Consider the following 21,344-nt stretch of genomic DNA (forward strand, 5'->3'; position numbering starts at 1 on the left):
AGATAAAGAGAATATTGAGCATAAACGACGTTTTGTTCATAAAGTTCATGAAAAAGGGGTCCAGGCTGGATTTAATAAAAGACTAGATTGGTCACATCAATTGGGCGCCTTAAAACGCCATAATAATGGAGGTTTAATAGGGAGTGACAGCGATGAAAGGAACCTGTTTATGTGGCGCTATTGAAGTGACCGCACCTCAGCACAATGAAGTGAGCTTTTGTCATTGTGATATGTGCCGAAAGTGGTCAAGTGGACCTCTGCATGCGGTGCATTGCGGCCCCGGTGTGACATTTAGTGGTGCTGAGCCCAAACGCTATCAATCATCCCAATGGGCAGTACGAGGTTTTTGTGCTGAATGCGGCACGAACATCTATTACCACTTGTTGACAACAGATGAATATATTCTTTCTGCGGGGTTATTTAATGAGCCAGATTTCAAATTGAGCTTAGAGATCTTCACGGATGAGAAGCCTGCGTACTATGATCTGCAGCCGCACAGCAAGAAAATGACAGCTCAAGAAGTGTTTGATCAATACGCGCCAGAAGAGTAGGTAATCATGAAGTTTCTTTGGTTAAAGGTATTACTGACAGTAGCAGTATTTGCTGGTTTGTTTTTGATTGTGTATCAGCAAGTACAAAGTGGCGTAAGTTGAACCATAAAAAGCCGAGTATTAACTCGGCTTTTCGCTCTTTGCTCATGTGCTCGTTTGATTACTTAAGCATGTGAACATAGTTATAAAACTCGACATCTCGTACATAACCGTGTTTCTCATACACGGATTGTGCGGTTTTATTATCAATACCAGTGCTTAACATAACAAAGGCAGAGTCGGTCTCTTTTGCCAGTTGGTCCGCTTGTTCCAATAAGCGTTCACCAATCCCTCGTTTTCTCTGTGATGAATCCACATACAAATCGTACAGAAGCCAAATCTTACGCATTTCTAGCGAACAGAAGAGTGGATAAAGCTGCGCAAAACCGAGCGTCCGCCCACTTTCATCCGTTGCGTAGTACACGACTGACTCTTCATTCTCAATACGAGCTTTGATAAAAGCCTCTGGGTCTTTACCTGAAACATCGACTTGGTAGAACTCAAGATACTTCAGGTAAAGCGGGGCAATTTTCGCAACGTCAGAGGCGTCTGCTTTTCTTACAACGATCATAATAAAACCTCAAAGGCATACAGGACGTTGGCAAGCATACGCCCAATGCGCAGTGAGGCTTTCCGGTAATCTAATGTCTCTAAAATGATGAGCTAGCAATAGTCGTAGAATTTAATCACTCTCAGTTCATCCATGGCCACGATGCCTTCTCCATCGAAAGCCGTGAAGGGGCGATTAATATTGATAAAGCAGCCCGAGTCTCGGATCTGTTGTAAGGATTTTTCCTTACCTAAATAGACCAGTAATGAGGGTGTTTCCGTAGAGCCTGTATTGGCAAGGTTGAACCCGTCAATTTCCATTGCATTCGCCACGTTAAAATCATCCAACGCGAGCGAACCCATACGAATATAAATGTCATGGTCTGACAGTTTTGCCAACGGTTCCTTTTCAACGCCTTGTATTTTGGCCTTGGTCATCACGACCTCATTGGTAGCATGAAAAGCACCAACGAATGCTTCTAGGGTATTGATTCGAGCCTCGCGTTGCATTTGCATCATCTTAGGTGCAGAAAACAGTCCAATGATCGCCAGTACTACAACCGCAACCACCACTTCTGTTAGGGAGAATCCTTTTTGTTTCATAGAGATTTCTTATATATGGGGTGTAACACAAAAGAGGCGACATGGTAGCGAGCGAAGTGCTCAGGATAAATTTGAGATGAACGATTGTTTCAACAGATAAAACCTATCAGTGCTTATTCTCATCCAAATACAAGCGATGCTTTTTTCTTATTTTCACGACAAGCAGTGTGTATTGATTCCCACTAGTATAAACATTGAGCTTATTAGAAAGGTGGTGTCTATGCGGGTGTTGTCTGGTTTTGTGAATGCCTTTTGAAGAATGGATTTGCTTGCGATATGCATCAAAAAATAATCGCTGTTAACCATCAATTTGAGTCAATTAACAAGTAATAAATTTGGTTCTGTGAAGGACAATCTTATTTATCGGATCGTTTTAAACATAGGTTTTGCAAAATTGATAGCAAATATTACGTTGTATAAGTCTACGCTTATGTATGGGGTTATTTAGTATTTTGATAGTAAATGGTGATGTAAAGCCGACAGTTTTGGCACTTTATGGTGATGCCGGGGCGCAAGAATGAAACGCAGTTCTGAGCTAAAAAGTAAATATTCAATCAAGTTCATTGTAAGTAGCATGTTCATGTTAGTGACGGCACTTACGGCGATCTTTGCTATGGGTATGCAGTATTACTTTGGGCAGAAAATGTCGCAGGAGCACGTCATCTCAAGGTTGAGTACGGCGGCGGCAGATGTAAGTGAATACATTCACCAAGTCGATAGCAATGCGATCAGCAGTACAAGAATGCTCAAGAGCTTTCTTTCTATGTCTGACCACAACTTTTCTGAAAAAGAAATTCTCACCTTGTTTGCTCAAGTTTTGGATGAAAACCCGTTCATTCAAAGCTTGTATGTGGGTAGCGAGAATGAAGATTTCTTTCAAATCATCAACCTAAAAACCTCGGTAACGATTCGCGATAAGATGAGCGCCGATGTGGTAGATCGCTGGGCTATCGCTAAAGCCACTGGCATTGGTCCGGATAGACAAATGATCGTGTCGTACGTGGACAGCAGCTTTAATGTGAATCGAACCGTTGCGAGCAAAACGTCATTTTATCCTACCCGCAGACCATGGTTTATCGGTGCGACAGAAACAAACGTCTACAAGACCGAACCTTACCTGTTTAAAAATATGAAGGTCACGGGTCAGAGCTATGCGATCCGCAGTGGTAAAGATGTTATCGGTATCGATATTGAACTGTCGACACTGAATTCTAAAATTGCGTCAACCGCACTGGGTATGAGTTTAGAAAGTGGGGCAGAGTCTTTTATCTTCAACCATAAGGGTGAAGTGATCGCGTCGAACATTGATCTAGAACGCGATATCGAAGTGCCACCGTCTGAACCATTGACGCTGACTGAGCCTCAACGTGCGCTTGTGATGAACTCACCGGCATTATTGGTTTCGAACCAAAACGACTGGGGACCTTATGACTTTTCTCAAGCTGGTGAACCTCAAGGTTATGCGGTCGATTTGTTGAGAATTCTCTCTCAGCAAACCGGCTTAGAGTTCGATTTTATCAATGGTTTTGAATCGATCACGCTGTCGAAAAAGTACTTGAGAGGCACCATTGATGTTCTGCATTCCGTGTCTGGTGAAGTACCTGAGTACGGCGAGCAAAGCGCTACTATGTACATCGCGGACTTGGCGATAGCTGGGAAAAGCCAACGCTTCATTCCTACCTCACTTAAAAATTTCACTGATGAAGTGGGCGTTGTTTGCGGATTTGGCATGAAGGAGTGGTTACAAGAAAACTACCCTAAGCTGAACATCGTTGAATTTGAAAGCTTAAGTGATGCAAAAGAAGCGCTAGAGAAAGGCGAGATCCCATATCTGGTTGATACCTATCTGACGTTGGATGAATTGAATGGATTGGAGAAAACGTCGACCGTCACGGTAAGAAAACTGGATGCGAAACCAGTGCCTTATCACATTTATATTAACCAAAAGCACGCTGGTTTGTTAGAGGTGCTCAATCTTGCTATTGAGTCGATTACAACGGAGCAAAGAGAAGCATTAACGCAAAAATGGTTGGAATCAAACCATTGGCGTGGAACGTTTGTGCCATACCCTGAAGTATTTCAACTTTCGAAAGACACATCTAACTACAACACCATGGTGAGACGAAGCATTGAAGGGCAAAACTACTTTGTTTATGTCACGCCAATTTCAAGCTCCAGCGGCGGTGATGACTACTTTTTGGGAGTGATTTCAAAAGAAATCGTCACCGATGCAGTAACAAAACGCTTGTTTAACTCGCTGTTGTTTACTGCGCTGGTCATGTTAGGTCTTTTCCCTCTTGCTTGGCGACTTGGTACACCAATGACGCGCTCAATTTACGCGTTGAAAGCAAGAACGAGAAAGATCCGTGCTCGTCGCTTCGATAAAGTGTGGCCGATGACGACGCGAGTAAAAGAGATTGATGAACTCTCAGATGCCATGATGGAAATGGTGGCTGAGATTCAGACACACGAGAAGCAGCAAGAAGAGTTTGTTGAAGCCTTTATTCGCCTTATAGCACAAGCGATCGATGACAAATCCCCATATACCGCGGGGCATTGTAACCGAGTTCCAGAAATCGGCATGATGCTGGCGGAAGCGGCTGAAAAGTGTCAAAGCGGTAAATTCAAAAACTTCGCCTTCCAAAATGACGCAGAGCGAAGAGAGTTCCGCATCGCAGCTTGGCTACACGACTGCGGCAAGATCACCACACCAGAGCACATCGTTGATAAAGGCACCAAGCTAGAGGCGAACTACAACCGAATCAATGAAATTCGCACTCGATTTGAAGTGTTACGCAGAGACTTAGAAATAGAATACCTCAATACCTTGTTGCGTGGCGAGGTAGACAAAGACGTCGCAAAAGCCGAGTTTGAAGAAAAAGTACGTCAGCTCAACGATGACTTTGAGTTTATCGCCAATGCAAACATTGGTGGTGAGTTCATGAGTGAAGATAAGATCGAGCGCGTGAAGCAAATCGCTGAGAAAACGTGGTTACGATACTTTGATGACCGCTTAGGTTTGTCACCATTTGAAGAAATGAACAAGCCAACTTCCAACACGCAGTTGCCGGTTAGGGAAAAACTGTTGGAAGACAAGCCAGAACATATCATCAAGCGTATTCGCCCTGTTGAGTTTGCGCCGGAGCATGGCATTCAAATGCAAGTACCGGAGCATCAGTACAACATGGGTGAAGTTTATAACCTGACGATTTCTCGCGGTACGCTGACACCAGAAGATCGCTTCAAAATCAATGAACACATGATCAGTGGCATTAAGATGCTAGAGGCCTTGCCGTTCCCACCAGAGCTAAGCAATGTTCCGCGTTATGCGTCTACTCACCACGAGACGCTAAAAGGGACAGGATACCCTCGTAAGTTGAATGCGGATGACTTGTCGATTCCAGAGCGCATCCTAGTGATTGCGGACATTTTTGAGGCATTAACGGCGGGAGACCGACCTTACAAGAAAGCGAAGCCAGTGAGTGTGGCCATCGACATTATGTATAAGATGGCGTTGGATGAGCACTTGGATATGGACTTGTTCTTGTTGTTCCTAGAGAGCGGCGTTTACCTCGAATACGCGAAGAAGTTTATGCCAGAAACGCAAGTAGATGAGGTTGATATTCAAAAGTATCTCTTCCACTGAGTCGCAATGATTTAACCCTCCCAAACACATCAGCAAAGAGCGGTACTTCGGTATCGCTCTTTTTATTGTGTAAAAGTGATCTGCGCCCTAACGCAATGCAAGTGTATGAAAAATATGTACTAGACTTGAAGTGCATGTAACTCAAGATGTTCTATTTTAAAAAAGAGTTACTTAGTTTGCTGTTGAAGCCATCGGAGGGCTTTATTACGTGAAAACTAAATCAGGTACTCCTCGCAAGTTTTCCATCAAGTTTACGGTAGGTAGCTTATTTATCATCGCTACGGCAGTGACTGCATCACTTGGTCTCGGGATGCAGTATTACTTCGGCAAGCAAATGTCGGAAGAACACATCCTGACGCACTTAACCATGACAGCCAAAGACGTCAGTAACCATATTCATCAAATTGATGCGAGTGCGACGAGTAGCGCGGGAATTTTGCGAAGTGTGGCGGATTTTAGTGATTCCGAGTTTAGTGAAACTGAAATTCAACGGGTATTCATCCAAACTCTGATCGACAACCCTGTCTTTTACAGTATTTATTTTGCTGACAATGAAGAGTTTTTTTATCAGGTCATCAACTTAGAATCTTCCCCGATTGTGCGTGGACAAATCGATGCATCAAATGAAGAACGTTGGGTTGTTATCAAAGTAACGGGCGAAGGTGAGCAGCGTTCAAAACAGACATTTTACTACTCTGAGGGACTGGACCTCGTTCGTCAATCTGAAGAGAAAAGTAACTTTTATCCATCACGAAGACCTTGGTTTGATAGTGCTTCAAGAGATAGCGTTTACAAAACGAATCCTTATCTGTTTCAACACTTAAAGATCACGGGGCAAACCTACTCTGTCCGTAGTAAAGGAGCGGTAATCGGTGTTGATACTGTACTGTCATCATTGAGCGAGAAAATTAGTGCGACCGAGCTTGGGATGAAGAAAGAAGATGGTGTTGAAGCCTTCATTTTCAATGACCGCGGTGAGGTGGTTGCCTCAAGTGTTAATGTTTTTCACGAGGTTAAGATCCCGGACTCGTCCCTCTTGGCACTGAATGAACAGCAAAAAACATTATTCAACCAACGAGAGTTTGTGATTTCCAATCAAAATGATTGGGGGCCTTACGACTATACGCAAAGTGGTGAACCTGGAGGGTACGCAGTTGATGTGCTCAACTTAGTCTCTCAGAAAACAGGCATGATTCTAGAATTTGTGAACGGTTTCAGCTCTGAAGATCTAGTGAGAAAATACCGTCAGAGTGAAATCGATATTCTGCAGCCTGTACTCGGAACACCTGATGGCTTAGGTATAAAGAGCACTCCAATTTTTACCGGCCAACTTGCGATTGCGACTAAAACAGAAAACCCGATGCCTACGTCCTTGAATGAACTTAGCAATCAAACGGTTGGCGTCGTCGCTGGTTTTGGCATGAAAGAGTGGCTACTTGAACGCTATCCAACACTCAACATTATTGAGGAACCCAATTTAGATCTGGCTAAACGGGCTTTACATATGGGGGAGATAAAGTATCTCGTTGATAGCTATTTGACCATGGTTGAAATAAAGCGATTGGTCAGACTCACTCATGTACATGTTGCTAAACTGGACGCACCGCCGCTCGAGTATTCACTTTTTATGAAAAACAAAGACAAAGCGGTCGTCGAGGTTATCAACCAAGCCATTGCTGCTATTACTCCTGAACAAAAAATGGCCTTAAAGGAGAAGTGGCTTAAGCCTCACCAGTGGCGAGGTAGTTTTGTTCCATATCCTGAAGTTTATGAACTCGTGATTCAGGAAGAAAAACATGATGCGATGAACAAGGTAAACATCGAGGGTGAAGATCGCTTTCTCTACATTACAAAGCTGCAGTCGACACGTGGCACGAACGATTACTTTGCGGTGCTTGTTTCTGGCAAAGTTATCACTGATGCCGTAACCAGTCGTTTGTCGAAAGCGATAGTGATTACCGCTTTTGTGATGCTTATTTTGTTTCCATTGGCATGGAAGGTTGGTGCTCCAATCGTTCGTCCTATCTTGGCGTTACGTCGAGAGACAATAAAGATTAAAGAACGCCAATTTGATCGTTTGGTTCCAGTTGAGACGAGAATCAAAGAAGTCTCTGATTTGTCCGATTCGGTCACTGAAATGACGCAAGAGATTCAGCATCACGAGCAACAGCAAGAAGAGTTTGTTGAAGCCTTTATTCGCCTTATCGCGCAAGCGATCGATGACAAGTCTCCTTATACTGCGGGGCACTGTAATCGTGTTCCAGAAATTGGTTTGATGTTGGCAGAGGCGGTAGAGAAGTGCGACACCGGTAAGTTCAAAGACTTTAAGTTCAACAATGACGATGAACGACGTGAATTCCGTATCGCGGCTTGGTTACATGACTGTGGCAAGATCACCACGCCAGAACACATCGTTGATAAAGGCACTAAGTTAGAAGCCAACTACAACCGCATCAATGAAATTCGTACTCGTTTCGAAGTACTAAGGCGAGATGCTGAAGTGGAAATGTGGAAGTCTATATCTACTGGTGAACTGTCAAAAGAAGAGGCGCGAGCCAAGTTCGACCAGCGAGTTGCGCAGTTGGACGAAGACTTCCGATTTGTGGCCAACGCCAACGTGGGTGGCGAGTTTATGAGTGATGATAAGATTGAGCGCATTAAACAAATCGCCCAACAAACTTGGTTGCGTCACTATGATGATCATCTTGGTCTTTCTCCATTTGAAGAAATGATTAAGCCAAAATCTGACGTGACGCTACCCGTGGTTGAAAACCTTTTAGCGGATAAGCCTGACCATATTATTGAACGCGTTCGCCCAATGGAATTTGCACCCGAGCATGGCATTAAGGTGCAAGTGCCAGAACACCAATACAACTTGGGTGAAGTGTATAACCTGACCATTTCTCGCGGTACGTTAACACCAGAAGACCGCTTCAAAATTAACGAGCACATGATCAGTGGCATCAAAATGCTGGGGGCACTGCCATTCCCTCCGGAGTTAAGCAACGTGCCGCGTTACGCTTCGACACACCATGAGACGCTGAAAGGCACAGGCTATCCGCGTCGGTTGAGTGCAGAAGATTTATCAACCCCAGAACGCATCTTGGTGATTGCGGATATTTTTGAAGCGTTAACCGCAGGGGATCGACCTTACAAGAAAGCCAAGCCAGTGAGCGTTGCGGTCGACATCATGTACAAAATGGCACTGGACGAGCATTTGGATATGGATTTGTTCTTGTTGTTCTTAGAAAGCGGGGTTTACCGTGAATATGCCAACAAGTTTATGCCAACCGAACAGGTTGATGAGGTGGATATTGCGAAGTATCTGAAGTCGAAATCATCAGACGCGTAAGCCAGTGAGCTTAGAGCGTTGAATCCCTATAACTTCAAAGAGTGGCGCATTCGTTGCCACTCTTTTTGTATCAGAACTTGGTAGCGCGTTGGTAAATCAATGTTGCTTGGGGCAGGTAGCAATTCTGCCACTTCTTGTAGCGAGAGACCGGCAAAGGGATGTTGATCGTGGCAACTGAGCAAGGTCATTGTTAAGGCATAAAAATCATCGTTCTTACTTGCCTGACCGATACGCAGAGAGGGGCGTGTCGCACTGTAGGCTCGGCTAACGGTTGTATGTGTATGCTCTCGGTATTTAGCCTCAACTCGAATCACACTGCCAAAGTCGATAAGCCGAACTTGGTTGTTTGACGCCACGATGACGTTATGTGGCTTGATATCGCCATGCAGATATCCCGTTTTGTGTAGATTGAGCAAAGCGAATTCAAGCTTGGTTATTATATCTTGCGGTAATAAATCAGGTTCTATTGCGTTAAGTGTTTTGCCTTCCAGATATTGGCTCATTAACCAGTCGACGTGGTTCTGTGAGCCGTAACCATGAAAGTTCGCCCAGTAATCCGACGCGTATTTGGATAGAAAGTCTGCTTCCGCCATCAAAGCCCGTTTCTCAGCTAAACTGCGCGCTACCTTGATGACCACAGTGCCATAAAGCTTGTGCTCGCATTGAAATACGTTTTCGCTCAAAGGCGCTACATAAGTAACGCCACAGGCTCTAAACAGGGTTTGATTGGCGAACGTGTTCATCACTAAATGCTCGCAGGTAACACAAAGCCCGCAAAGAAGTTCGGTACGAACGGATTGTTCTGACCTTGAGTTTTAATCGTTAAGCGAACCTTATCGCCATTGTAATCAAACTCAAGTTGGGTACTTTGCGAAGAGGTTGAAGTGACACGCGGCTCAATCAAGCGGAACCATGCCCAACTGCCTTTAAACTGCTCATTGGCAATCGGCGTTGCTTGTTTTTGTAGACGCACCGTTAGTGCATCTTGCGCGACAGAATCGCCTTTCCAGCTTTGTTGAGTCCACAGCATCGGACCGTGTTGATAGGTGAAAATCGGTTTTTCAGCCCGAATGGAAAACTCAGTCAGTGCCGAGCTCATCTCTGTTGGTTTCATCTGGAATTGAATCGCGACGTTTTTCGGGTCAGCTAAAAACAGGGCAGAGCGAATGTCTTTGGCTTTATCAAACATCAGCCAAATTGCAGGATCTAACGCAAAGCCAGTATTTGGCAGTAAGCCGGACATAAACGGCGCACGTTGCTCTGTTGAGAAGCCTTTCAACATGGTTTGATAGAAGGTGTCCAATGTGCCATCAGTTTTAAAGAAGGCAGCAACATCCGCGGTGCTAGCATCGCTGTTGGCACTTTTCTTAAACGGGTAGAAAGCCGCGATGGTGTTTTCATAAGGCTGGTAGACTTCGCTGTTCCACATACTATTAAGATATTGGTGAGCTAAGTTCATCACCAACTCATTGGTTTGCACTGTCACATAGTCAATCACTTCACCGGATAGTGGTGGCTGGGAATCGGTCAATGACGCCAACTGTGCGACCGGGTTTTGCGCCTTTAAACCTGCAGATAACGTTTCGTAAGCCACTTTGTCTGGCGTGTTGGATTTGTAAAACTGATCGAGCCATTTGGCCGTGTTCGCAAAACCTTCCAGAACGGAATCTATTGGTTTCTTACCCTGATCGTCTGGCTTCACTTGTTTGTGGAAATCATTAAACGTCAGTGTGATTTGGCGAGCTGATTCCTTTTTCTCGTTGTCTTGCGCAGCATCGGCAATCTCTTCATCGGTCTTCTTCTTCGCATCTTTTGGCTCAGGTAGAAGAACCGAAGTGTAGTTGCTGATGGTGGTAAACAGCTTAGACATTGGATTGTTTGAGGCATTGTTGAGCACGTTCAAGCTGGCATTCAACTGCTCAGAACCGGAAATGGTTTTCACCTCGATGCTGTTAATAAAATCGCGCCAATAATTGATGTAATCGTTCTGATACATGCGCTTCAAGTCGTGGCTGATTCGGTGCATTTCTAGTGCACTTGGGGCTTGTCCTGCGATGCCTTCATAAGCGGATAACGCTTCGATAAGAAGAGGGGATTCCACCGAAAGATCCAGCTCGTTAAAGCCAGTCGGTGTGTACAAGTAAGGCACGAAATAACCAACGTAGCCAGGTTTGAATTGGTATATCTGATTGAAGTTAGAGCCAAGTTCTTTACGCACATCAATGCGCTTCTCGTACGCATGATCGTTCAAAATGTGTTGGTAGAGTAGCGTCTCGATATTGGATTGATTGATGACTTGCTTCGCCAACCCCTCAAGCTCTTGATTGGCAGTTGTCGCCACTAAGTGCTGGTTAAACACATCGTCGAGCAGCACTTTAAGCTGAGCAACGTTGGTTTTGTCCGCTTCGCCTTGATGTTCTAAGTTTGCTAGGAAGTAGCTTTTGAGCTCTTCAATGTTGGTGCGATTTTTATCAAACAACAGTCGATAGTCGTTCAACAATTCGAGTGTTCTGGCTTGATCTTCCAAGTTCACATACACATACAAGTCGCTCTCAATGGTGTGCGCCATAGAAGGGATCAGCACTTGTTGCAGCTCTTTAGTGTAAGCCGCTTCAACTTCTGGCTTGATGGTCGCATTCGGTAGGAATGGCAATGTATACCAAGGTTCAGGCTCCTGATATAGCGCGTAAATGCGATGCATGGTGTACAGGTTTGGAATGTTACCCACCAAATCTTCTTTGCTGTATGGCTGTGCTGCGATCGCTTCTTTGTAACGCTCTAACATGCCATCGGCTTTGGCTTCACGATTGGTTTGATAATCGAAGTCGAGCTTGAGAATAGTCAGTGTGCCAACCAGTAGACCGAGCCAAATTAGGGTGTAGGCGGTTTGGCTGAACCACAACCAATTCTCTTTATGGCGGTTAACCCCGACTAAAGTGTTTTCATTTAGCACAACATGAGACATCAAATGCTGAGCAAACAAAGTTTGTTGAACGGGCATTTGTTGGTGTTGCTGATATTGCTCATTGCCGAGGGATTGATTGACCACGTTTGCCAGTAAATCATGCTGTGCGAAATCACTGCCACTGTGGGTAAAGTAGAAGCCGCGGAAGTTGAGCCCATCTGTGTATTGGTCACCTCGATGCAAGCGCTGTAAGAAGTGCCACAAATTCTGTTTGAGCAGACCAAATTGGTATGGCGCACCACAAATGGCATTACGGAAATCTTGGTTGAGCTGTGCTCCCAACGCGTTGCTCATGTTCGAAATTAACTGACCGATGAGGTGGTCGTATTCGTCATTGAACCAATCGGCATCAATGCCACCGTGTTTTTGCACTGGACTTGTGGCGCCGAACACTTCATTGCGTCTCGCTTCATCAAACGCAGAAAAGAACTGACAGAAATCGCTCACTTGGCCCATGTTGGTCAGGACATTGTAGACAGGTAGGTTCAAACCAAATGAACGATTAAATGCTTTGATTTGCGATTTCAATTGGTCGGCTTTTTGTGAAAGGGTTTCACTATTGCCAACTAACTGTTCAATTTCTGTGGTGAGCAACAAGCCGTTAATCGCTTGTCTCGGGCGCCATTTATTAAGGCATTGGCACAGTGTTTTTAAGTAAAGCGGTTGCTGATCGTCGCCCATGCTGACGGAAATCAGAATTGAGTGTTCACTGAGCCAAAATAGAATCGGGAACTCGATGTCGTTGCCAAAGTCATCGACTTTATAAGCTTCATAACCCATCTGCGTGATGATGCTTTTGTCTTTGCTTGGGGTGTCACTGAGTAACAGGTAAATCGGCTGATCGTAACGGCTGGTTAAGCGCTTTTTACGTTTTTGTACGCCGAGCATTTTCTTGAAGTGGAAGGCGAGTAACTTGGAGCGTTTGATAATTAGTGCACGTTCTTGGTCTTGCTCAAGACTCTTTTTCACCTTGCGATTGATTAACCAAAAGCAAAGCCCAGCAGAGAGCAATGACACAATGGTTGTCGTGATGACACCTGTCCATAAGAAATCAGGATACGCAACAAACCAAGTCAGTAGGCCGCCTAAGATTGCCAGAAGCAGAAGGGTAACAAGGCTCCAAATGATTGCCTTTTTTCTTGTCGGTGTATTTGGGTTGTCTTGCGTCATTGTGACTCAACCTCGCTTTGTTTATTTTTGTTATGCACCACTAAGCCGTTGACGTTGGCATTCTCTCGATACCAATTATTGATGGTTTTAGCTTGTTCTGAGTTGTCACATCGAACGATGACGCGAACGTAGGAGTTGATGTTATCCGCGACAGGTTGATAGTTGGATGTCGGCAGTTGGGCGATAAACTTCTCGGCGTTTTTAAGGTTAGAGAAGGTCGCAAGTTGCACCAGCCAATCAGTGTCCGCTGCAGGGTTCGTCGTTGGATTGCTCGTTGTCTCTGGCGTCGAAGTTTTCGCTTGTGGCGTCACGGCTTTTGGTTGGCTCGGGACTGGACGAGGTGGTTGAGTGGTATTTACCGCGACTTTATTGCCTTTTAAATCGTCGTCAGTGCTGACATACACGATGTCTTCTGCACGACCAGATTCAATATAGCGCTGGCTGTACTCACCAAGCTGAACAAAATCTCGCGCTCGCTGTGGTTTGGTTTTGTTGTACCAGAAATAGGTCAGAGCAACGCTCAAACCAATGATAGTTAGGAAAAATAGTGTGGTGACAAGGTAACGTTTTTTGCGCGTTGGCTTACGTGTTTTAGGTACCGAAACCTTAGTATGACAATAGATTCCACCGGCTTGTCGGTACTGACTTAAAATCTGCTCTAAGCGGTAGGTAAAACTCTTTAGCTGTTCGCTGCCCGTTTCGCGGTACTGACCTTTAAACCCGATATTGAGAAACAGATAAACCACTTCTAATAAGTCGATCAGCTTGTGCGGTTGGCGCGCTGCTTTCTCTGCCACAGTAAAGAAAAGCTCGCCACCGTTGCGCATACCAAACAGTTCACTGAGTAAGGTTTTGTTCTCCCACCCACGTTTCTCACCCCAATCGGTGTAGACAATCAACTCATCCAAAACCACGGCATACAAGAAACACAGCTTGTCGATCACGGCGACTGGGTAGGTCAGCTCTGCGCCTTTGGTTTTGATCTCATTGATGGAAGCCACCAGTTGATGCCTGAGCGTGGTGATGTCTTCGGGCTCCGGCAAAGTGTTGATCTTGAGCGTGACAGCCAGTAACTCAGAACTGATGTTGATCAGCTGATTCTCGGCTTTATCGAAATGATGTAAGAACCCTATGTTGGCTTGCGCAGCGTTGACCGAATGCCACTTTACGTCTGGCATGTCGGTGTCTTTACTCACGAAGTCGTTTTCGCTGCTATCCCAAACTAAGGTGTCTTCGTCCAAATAGTTCATAACTTACTACCTCAGTGCGTACAGCATCACTTCTAGGTCGCCTACACGTGTATCGACGTGCAGCGCAAGTGCATCGCGGTTTTCAATCATTTCTAACCAATTGCGGTCTGACGTATCCACTTCAAAATACGCTGTGCCTTGCATCGGTTTTAGTTCGCTTGGCGCAACAGGAAGCGGCGTCAGTTGCACGCCAGAAAGGGCATTACGCACGATCTCGACAATTTTGTTATTGCTACTGAGTTTGGCAGCGGCAGGGAACAATTCGTTAAGCTCGGTGCTGCTGATATTGGAACGGACACTGAGAACGAATCGGCGATCGGACAGGTTGTGACCATCTTTTACCAACGTGCGAAGCAAGCGGCGTCGTTCAAACAACGAAGTGTCGAACGCAAACTCAATCACTGAGTCTTGTTGAACCAGCGTGAGCATATTGCGCAGATTCGAAAAAAGCGGATTAAAGCAATCATACAGACGATGGAAATCCAACGGTTGACACGGCTCTGGAATCGCGGGTGTAGATGCCATGACTTGCGCTTCAAACTTACGTAGCTCCAAATAAAGCTGATGGGTTTGAAACTTTGGATTCGACAACGACAAATCAAACCACGGAAGCCAAGTGTTGAGTGTTTGCAGCCACAGGTAATCCTGCATCATCGACTGTGGACTCTTTTGCCCTTGTCCGGCTTGAATACGTTTGAGCAAGCTGGTGGCACGGTTGGAGGTGAGGGCATGAATCTCTTTCAAACGCTCAACCAATAACTGTGATGCACCATAATGCAAACACGCAGGAATAAAGGAACGGTCTAGCATCACTTCGCCCGTTTCACTGCATTCCAATACTTTGGCGAAAGGAATCAGGGTAAAGCCCGAAGTGTCTTCGCCTTCGAGTTTTATCGCGATGTTGAGCTGCGCGACGTCCACTTCAACGCTGGCATTTTCAGAGGTTGAAGTATCAAACACATTGATTGTGCGTGTGAGATAGCGGCTTTGTTCCGATTCATCATTGGCGTAATCATTATTGCCTTGCAGAGAAACAGGCAGCGCTAAGTAAGCCATTTTCTCAATCGTACCGTGCGGCACATCTCTGGCGACTTCGCGTTTCAGTTCGAAATGCGTGCCATCTGGGAACAAACCCGCGCTTGAAGAGACGGAAAGCTTGCCAATTTTAAGTAGATCGTGATTGATCACCAAGTCGGTCACACCATAGTAAGGGGCATAACCAGCAAGCGTTTCGACGTTTTGTCTGACGTAGTTTTGTGTGTATCTGTCTTGTTGTTGAAAGTGTTGTGGGGCAATGAACATACCTTCTTGCCAAACGACTTTTTTATATGCGTCCACGTGATTTCCCTATCTACTGAATCGAGTTAAAAGACATCCCACCAAGGCGAATCTGGTGTCACGGTTTGCAATGCTGCCTTGTTACCGCTGATCTTTAACTGGATATATTGTTCTTCTTCCTGAGGCGTGGTTGTCACTACCGTCGCCGTGCTTGCATCATATTCGGCAAATTCCACCAATACGCCGATGTATTGAGTGGTCTTGTTGATGTCTAAGGTTTGTTTGCTATTGCTGTCTGGCATCACCACGGGCAGAACTTGTTTCGACACCAAGTTTGCGCCCAATAGGCTCACGTCATCGTTGTACAAATCGATAAACGGCAATTGCTTAAACTGCTGTGCATCGGTCAGTTGATACAAGCGTACTACTACGGGATTAGTACTGTTGTTAACACTTGGGTTAATCGTCTTCTCGGCGCTCACCGCCAATTGATATTGCGTCACAACCGGTGTTGGGTCAGATGAACATCCCACCAAAGCGAAAGCGAGTAAACTAAGCCAAATCTTCATCAGCTTTCCTCGCTTTGCTTTTGCATGTTTTCCATAAACATCGCTTTGAACTGGCGACGAAAATCACCGTTGTCTTGTCGATGTTGGAAGTGCTTGCGGTAGATTTTCCAATACTTCTTGTCTTTGCTACTGAACAGTCCGCCAGACACAAATTCGCTAAATTGATTCTCTAGTTGGTTCGGCGCGAATTCGTTGAGGAACTGATCGAGTGTTTTGTCCAACGCATCAAACAAAGCATCATGTGCAAGCGGTGGGTTGCGAAGGTATTGTTGATTCTTCTCGGTAATCGTAATCAGCTTTTCGATGGAGGCTTCCAGCTCTGACGTTGGAAGGTGGTCTCCCGGAAGATACTCAATCTCCGTAGAACGCTCCATTGCTTGCTGCTGTTTCGACACCTCATCCACTTCAAAGTGATCCGCCAGTTCGTCATCGTCGATGTCTTCAAACGGGTCGGAGGAGAAGGGGTCATCGCTCATTACATTTTGGTGAGAGTAATGAACTTCCGATTTCACGGGTTCGACGATATCTCCTTCATCGAGAAAATCGACATTGTCTTCCAGTTGCAGGTCGAACTTGGTCGCAAAGAGGTCATCGGATTGCTCTTCGACAGGCGCTTTGCTCGACGTGAGTGTTGATACCAACATTGAATAGCTTTCGATCTTTAAAATGTCGCCATCGTTGAGTGGGTAATCTTTATCTCTCACCATGGCTTTATCGTTGAGGCGAGCCGGGTTCTTACCAGTGCTCTTCACCAAATAACCTGTTTCAGTGAGACGAATTTGTCCGTGAATACGCGAGATGCGTTTTGATTGATCGGGCAATGCCACTTCACAAGAAGCAGAACGCCCAAACTGCCCGCCAGACTCGGGCAGATAGATGACTCTTGAAGTCACCACCTCTTCAGAGGGTACAGAAATCAAATGTATGCTGATCGCCACTTGTTATCCCTCGCATTTAGCCAACGCTGTGTTGAAAGCGGTTAAGAAACCAGAATATTTGTCCAAAAAGCGGTTAGAGAAATACACGCCCATTGGCTTAGTTTCGAATACTTGAGAATAGAAGTAATCGCTTGGAAGAGAGGCTTGGCTTATTTCCGTGTGGAACACTCGCTCATCTTCCAGTGCGACGTCAATTTCTCTTTGTTTTAAAAGCCTTAGTAAAACCTTAGCATCTCGTGGCTGCTTAACGACGTTGTATCCATTACGTTTCAGCCAAAACCATGTACTTGAGCCAAATTCTGCCGAGAACTTAAGGTTCAACTTTGACAAATCATCAAGCTTAGGCTCTACACCGGGACCAAAATACCAACGCAGTTTTTGCTCGGTAATGGGAGCAGACAACGTTGCGTAGCTGTCATGTTCTCTGGTTTTCGGCGAGACGAAAAAGCCATGCTGTTGACCACTGTGTACGTGAAGCTGTGCGTCAGACCATTCCGTCATGGTCAGTTGGTAAGGTTGTCCCATTTCGCCCAGCGCGCATTTGACGCGATTGAGCGCAAACCCATCCATGTTTTGATTTTGGTGAGTTTGGTACGGTGCCCATTTGTGAGTCGCAAGCAGCAATCGGTCGGGACCAATCCAAACTTGCGCCCATGCTTCAAACGAGAATAGGGCACCAAGCAAAATAAACAGCGATGAAACCAGCTTGGTTATTTTGCGGAAAAAGCTCACCCCACAGCTGACCACCGCCTCTTGAACAAGAATTGAGGTGGTGACGAGATGGGGTGAATGTATGCTTCTAAACATCATGATTCGTTACTACTGAATATCCAGTTCAAAGCCCTGTGGCGTCGATGCTGCGGTGACCGTCACTTGGCTAATCGGTTGTTGTGCGCTCAGGCGCGCGATGCATTCTTCTGCCAACTTCGGCATCAAAGAGCGGTTAATGATTTGCTCAACCGCGCGACCACCTGTCGTAGGGTCGGTGTTTTTGCTGACAACCAAATCCACAAAACCTGCATCCCATGTAAAGCTCGCTTGATACTGTTCTGCCAGTTTTTTGCGAATGCGGTTTAGTGCGATTTCGGTGATCTTCGCTAGTTCATCATCGTTGAGTGGGTAATAAGGCACGATGGTGGTACGTCCTAAGAACGCAGGCTTGAAGTAACGTTGTAGATCGGGACGAATTGCTTCGAGCAGCTCATCGTTGCTGATGCGTTCGGCGTTTTCATCACACACATCGCAAATCGCTTGGTCTGCGGCGTTAGAAGTCATGATGATTAAGGTGTTTTTGAAATCCACCGTGCGACCTTCACTGTCTTTGATGTGTCCTTTATCGAAGATTTGATAGAAGAGGTCATGAACGCCCGGATGCGCTTTTTCCATCTCATCCAAAAGCAAGACAGAGTAGGGATTGCGACGAATCGCCTCGGTTAACACGCCACCTTCACCAAAGCCAACATAGCCGGCAGGCGAGCCAAGTAACATGGAGATTTTGTGTTCTTCTTTAAACTCGGTCATGTTGATAACCGTGAGATCGTTGTTGCCTCCGTAAAGTTGCTCCGCGAGTGCCATGGCGGTTTCCGTTTTACCGACACCACTTGGACCACACATCAAGAACACACCGATTGGTTTGCGATTGTCGGTCAAGCCTGCGCGTGAGATTCGAATCGCTTTTGCCAGTTCTTGCTTCGCCACGTTTTGACCGATAACGCGTTTATCCAGCTCTGATTCTAGTGACAATAGGCGAGCGATTTCGTCACTCATCATGTTACCGATTGGAATGCCTGTCCAACCGGAAGTGACTTGAGCAATGGTCGCATCATCCACCATTGCATTAACTAACGGCTCTTCGCCTTGAAGCTCGTGCAATTGGTCGAGAAGGGCATTCAATTGGGTTTGCTGAGCTTCGTCCGGCGTTTCGCTTTCTGTGATGCTTTGTTGAAGCGCTTTAATCTCATCAACCAAGGTAATCTCTTGCTCCCAACGAGTTTGGTAGTCAGCTAATTGAGATTGGTTGGTGGTGATTTCTTGCTTCAATTCGGCGATCTCTTCTGCGCCTGTGCCAAACAAATCAAACTCTTTCTCCAAAGCAGACTGCTCGTTTTGTTGATAACGAATGGTTTGCTCTAACGCTTCAATCACTTCTGGTTTCGCACCTTGAGTTAATGCAATACGCGCACTAGCCGTGTCGAGCAAGCTGATCGCTTTATCTGGCAATTGGCGAGAAGGTAAGTAGCGAATGGATAGGTTGACTGCGGCATCGATCGCGGATTCAGTGATAAACGCGCCGTGGTGCTTTTGCAATGAAGCCGCAATGCCACGCAGCATTTGTTTGGCATCTTCCGCATTTGGCTCTTCTACAGTCACGATTTGGAAACGGCGAGTCAGGGCAGGATCTTTCTCGAAGTACTTTTTGTACTCTGCCCATGTTGTTGCGGCAATGGTTTTGAATTCACCACGTGCAAGAGCGGGTTTCAATAGGTTAGCAGCATCATTTTGTCCTGCTGCGCCACCTGCGCCGATCAGCGTGTGTGCTTCGTCAATAAATACAATGATTGGCACATCGCTGTTTTTCACTTCGTTGATGACGTCTTTCAGGCGATTTTCAAATTCGCCTTTTACGCTGGCGCCTGCTTGTAACAAACCTAAATCAAGCGAATGGAGTTGGACGCCTTGCAGCGCACTTGGCACTTCATCTGCTGCGATTCTCAGCGCTAAACCTTCGACGACAGCGGTTTTACCCACGCCCGGCTCACCAACGAAAATAGGGTTGTTTTGGCGTTTACGACAAAGAATGTCGATGGCTTTTCTCACTTCAGAATTACGCCCAGAAATCGGGTCGATATTGCCTTCAATCGCTTGTTGAGTCAGGTTGATGGTGTACTTGCTCAATGCGTCGCTCGCGCTTGCTGTGTTTGCGGCTGAACTTGCTTCACCTGTGCTTTGTTGTGTTGCTCGCTTAACCGGCGTTTTGTTGATTAAACCTTGCAGGGACTCGGTCGACACGTTCTGTAGTGATTCGAGATTGTTGCTCGATACGCCCATGACGTTCTGCTGCAACAGCGCTTGAACGAGATGCAAGCTGATGATTTCACCATGTCCATAGTTAACGGAGGCAATCATCCAAGCGTCTTTTAGAAGTTCAGTCAGTGCATGGCTGAGCGTTGGTTGGCTGTCTTGTACTTTTGGCAAGCGCTCGATACGATTTGCCAGTTCACTAGCAAGTTGATCTAGGTTGATCTTCTGACTTTCAATCAGAGTTTTTAAGTGCGCGTCTTGCTGATTCAATAGCGTGAGCAACCAATGTTCTGGCTCAATGGCAGCAACGCCTTGGTTCATAGCTGCACCCGCAGAAGCTTCCAATGCGCGTTTTAACTCTGGCGATAACTTGGCGACTAAATTTGTCAGCGTTACTTGTGTCATAACCTTATCCTTGTCTTTTGCGCGATAACCTTCTTTGTCGTCGCGGTGTCTACCTAGCTATTTCAGAAGAATCCGAATCCGCTCTGTAGGTTTACGTTCTGGGGCGAGGCAATCCACTTCACCCAATTTCGCGGCTTGATCTGGTTGAGCAGACAGCCTTGGTTTTTCGAGATAAGCACGCTTAACGTTGAGATAAATAGAAATCGGCGTGGCGTCTCGTAAATAATGTTGAATGAGCTGGCGCATGTGGCTCGCCAACTGAGTATCTCTATGAATTTGATGTAGCTCTTTGCGGTTGGCAGGTTGGATACTCACTACAAGATGTTGGTTGTAAGTCATGCACGTTTTGCCAATGAGGAAGCCTTGTCCGATTCCGCTGTTATAGTCATCTCTCTGTCCTAAACGGGTAAGAGAACTCGCGGGTAACTGACGACGTTCATGGCTCTTAGTCGACACATCGATTTGGTAAGGGAAGTAGTCGTTAAGGATCTGCTCTAACGTTTCTAAGTTACGATGCCCTTGAGCGAACAACAGCGAATACTGGAACAGCGCGCCGTGTTCGTGTTTCAGGTTCGCCAGTTGTTTGAGTAAATCGGTTTTTTCTTTCGCCAGCTCTTTCTGAACCAAGAGGTGAGGAGCGAGTTCTAGCTGCGCGGCAAGTTCAAAATGGCGTTGATTGAATACGTCTAAAAAGTCCTTGAGTGCGTGATCGTCGTTATGCAGTGCAAACAACAATTCCTCATAGATGTAGTTTGGGATAACCCCTTGTGCACCAGATAGTGCTTGCTGCGCAATACGAACCTTGGCGCTGTGGTCACTGAACGAGAAGTATTGAATATCGTCGGCATCACCATGAGGCATGGCTTCCGCTTTGAGCTCTAACTTCAGCTTATGCCCAGACTGTTTTGCCATTTGCATCAGCAATCGCATTGCTTGAGCAAAGTCATACTCATGTGGGTTCGCTTTCAAATCGTTAATCAGTGACATCGACATCATCTATCTTCCACG

Annotated in this window: 14 protein-coding genes; 3 read left to right on the forward strand and 11 right to left on the reverse strand. The window is 45.8% G+C overall.

All coding sequences use genetic code 11. From position 1 onward, the window contains the following. The first annotated feature begins 152 nt into the window (after window positions 1-152). Window positions 153-551, forward strand: a complete 399-nt coding sequence (locus ATB78_RS09995) for a GFA family protein (RefSeq protein WP_061008576.1) — start codon at window positions 153-155, stop codon at window positions 549-551. Between the two features lie 160 nt (window positions 552-711). Here ATB78_RS09995 and ATB78_RS10000 read toward each other — a convergent pair whose 3' ends face one another. Beyond that, a complete protein-coding gene (locus ATB78_RS10000; RefSeq protein WP_005442164.1) occupies window positions 712-1,161 on the reverse strand; it encodes a GNAT family N-acetyltransferase in 450 nt (149 codons plus the stop codon). A gap of 92 nt (window positions 1,162-1,253) precedes the next feature. Beyond that, on the reverse strand, window positions 1,254-1,742 hold the full coding sequence (locus ATB78_RS10005) for a prepilin-type N-terminal cleavage/methylation domain-containing protein (protein ID WP_005442162.1): 489 nt from the start codon (window positions 1,740-1,742) through the stop codon (window positions 1,254-1,256). 517 nt (window positions 1,743-2,259) lie between these two features. On the opposite strand from ATB78_RS10005, the gene ATB78_RS10010 reads away from it, so the two are divergent. Then, the gene (locus ATB78_RS10010) at window positions 2,260-5,388 is read left to right on the forward strand and encodes an HD domain-containing phosphohydrolase (protein WP_061008577.1); all 3,129 of its coding nucleotides are present in this window, start codon (window positions 2,260-2,262) and stop codon (window positions 5,386-5,388) included. Window positions 5,389-5,596: 208 nt separating this feature from the next. Further along, window positions 5,597-8,740: an HD domain-containing phosphohydrolase gene (locus ATB78_RS10015; RefSeq protein WP_061008578.1), complete on the forward strand. Its 3,144-nt coding sequence runs from the start codon at window positions 5,597-5,599 to the stop codon at window positions 8,738-8,740. Window positions 8,741-8,766: 26 nt separating this feature from the next. On the opposite strand, the gene ATB78_RS10020 is transcribed toward ATB78_RS10015, so the two are convergent. From ATB78_RS10020 to ATB78_RS10060, 9 genes are read right to left on the reverse strand one after another with little or no spacing between them, the layout of a single operon-like run. Continuing rightward, entirely contained in the window at window positions 8,767-9,483 is a 717-nt protein-coding gene (locus ATB78_RS10020; RefSeq protein ID WP_061008579.1) for a protein kinase, read from the reverse strand. A gap of 2 nt (window positions 9,484-9,485) precedes the next feature. After that, on the reverse strand, window positions 9,486-12,875 hold the full coding sequence (gene tssM, locus ATB78_RS10025; RefSeq protein WP_061008580.1) for a type VI secretion system membrane subunit TssM: 3,390 nt from the start codon (window positions 12,873-12,875) through the stop codon (window positions 9,486-9,488). Beyond that, window positions 12,872-14,125 carry a type IVB secretion system protein IcmH/DotU gene (gene icmH / locus ATB78_RS10030; RefSeq protein WP_061008581.1) on the reverse strand — a complete coding sequence of 418 codons (1,254 nt, stop codon included), beginning with the start codon at window positions 14,123-14,125 and terminating at the stop codon, window positions 12,872-12,874. The genes tssM and icmH overlap by 4 nt, the downstream gene beginning before the upstream one ends. 6 nt (window positions 14,126-14,131) lie before the next feature. Next, a complete protein-coding gene (tssK, locus tag ATB78_RS10035) occupies window positions 14,132-15,463 on the reverse strand; it encodes a type VI secretion system baseplate subunit TssK (RefSeq protein ID WP_009704391.1) in 1,332 nt (443 codons plus the stop codon). Window positions 15,464-15,489: 26 nt separating this feature from the next. Continuing rightward, the gene (gene tssJ / locus ATB78_RS10040; protein WP_005451918.1) at window positions 15,490-15,972 is read right to left on the reverse strand and encodes a type VI secretion system lipoprotein TssJ; all 483 of its coding nucleotides are present in this window, start codon (window positions 15,970-15,972) and stop codon (window positions 15,490-15,492) included. After that, complete coding sequence (locus tag ATB78_RS10045) at window positions 15,972-16,910, reverse strand: type VI secretion system-associated FHA domain protein (protein ID WP_009704392.1); 939 nt, start codon at window positions 16,908-16,910, stop codon at window positions 15,972-15,974. The genes tssJ and ATB78_RS10045 overlap by 1 nt, the downstream gene beginning before the upstream one ends. A 3-nt stretch (window positions 16,911-16,913) precedes the next feature. Continuing rightward, entirely contained in the window at window positions 16,914-17,717 is an 804-nt protein-coding gene (locus ATB78_RS10050; RefSeq protein ID WP_240537389.1) for an ABC transporter substrate-binding protein, read from the reverse strand. A gap of 12 nt (window positions 17,718-17,729) precedes the next feature. After that, on the reverse strand, window positions 17,730-20,336 hold the full coding sequence (gene tssH, locus ATB78_RS10055) for a type VI secretion system ATPase TssH (protein ID WP_061008582.1): 2,607 nt from the start codon (window positions 20,334-20,336) through the stop codon (window positions 17,730-17,732). A 57-nt stretch (window positions 20,337-20,393) separates the two neighbouring features. Then, window positions 20,394-21,332, reverse strand: a complete 939-nt coding sequence (locus tag ATB78_RS10060; RefSeq protein WP_173400135.1) for a type VI secretion system baseplate subunit TssG — start codon at window positions 21,330-21,332, stop codon at window positions 20,394-20,396. Between the last annotated feature and the right edge of the window lie 12 nt (window positions 21,333-21,344).

It is taken from the genome of Vibrio sp. CUB2 (assembly GCF_001557945.1).
GTDB classification, from domain to species: domain Bacteria; phylum Pseudomonadota; class Gammaproteobacteria; order Enterobacterales; family Vibrionaceae; genus Vibrio; species Vibrio owensii.

Excerpts from the sequence above, each read along its gene's own strand:
- ATB78_RS10020 (WP_061008579.1), bottom strand. The coding sequence starts at position 9,483 with ATGAACACGTTCGCCAATCAAACCCTGTTTAGAGCCTGTGGCGTTACT.
- ATB78_RS09995 (WP_061008576.1), top strand. The coding sequence starts at position 153 with ATGAAAGGAACCTGTTTATGTGGCGCTATTGAAGTGACCGCACCTCAG.
- tssJ (WP_005451918.1), bottom strand. The coding sequence starts at position 15,972 with ATGAAGATTTGGCTTAGTTTACTCGCTTTCGCTTTGGTGGGATGTTCA.
- ATB78_RS10010 (WP_061008577.1), top strand. The coding sequence starts at position 2,260 with ATGAAACGCAGTTCTGAGCTAAAAAGTAAATATTCAATCAAGTTCATT.
- tssH (WP_061008582.1), bottom strand. The coding sequence starts at position 20,336 with ATGACACAAGTAACGCTGACAAATTTAGTCGCCAAGTTATCGCCAGAG.
- ATB78_RS10005 (WP_005442162.1), bottom strand. The coding sequence starts at position 1,742 with ATGAAACAAAAAGGATTCTCCCTAACAGAAGTGGTGGTTGCGGTTGTA.
- ATB78_RS10050 (WP_240537389.1), bottom strand. The coding sequence starts at position 17,717 with ATGTTTAGAAGCATACATTCACCCCATCTCGTCACCACCTCAATTCTT.
- ATB78_RS10000 (WP_005442164.1), bottom strand. The coding sequence starts at position 1,161 with ATGATCGTTGTAAGAAAAGCAGACGCCTCTGACGTTGCGAAAATTGCC.
- ATB78_RS10060 (WP_173400135.1), bottom strand. The coding sequence starts at position 21,332 with ATGATGTCGATGTCACTGATTAACGATTTGAAAGCGAACCCACATGAG.
- tssM (WP_061008580.1), bottom strand. The coding sequence starts at position 12,875 with ATGACGCAAGACAACCCAAATACACCGACAAGAAAAAAGGCAATCATT.
- icmH (WP_061008581.1), bottom strand. The coding sequence starts at position 14,125 with ATGAACTATTTGGACGAAGACACCTTAGTTTGGGATAGCAGCGAAAAC.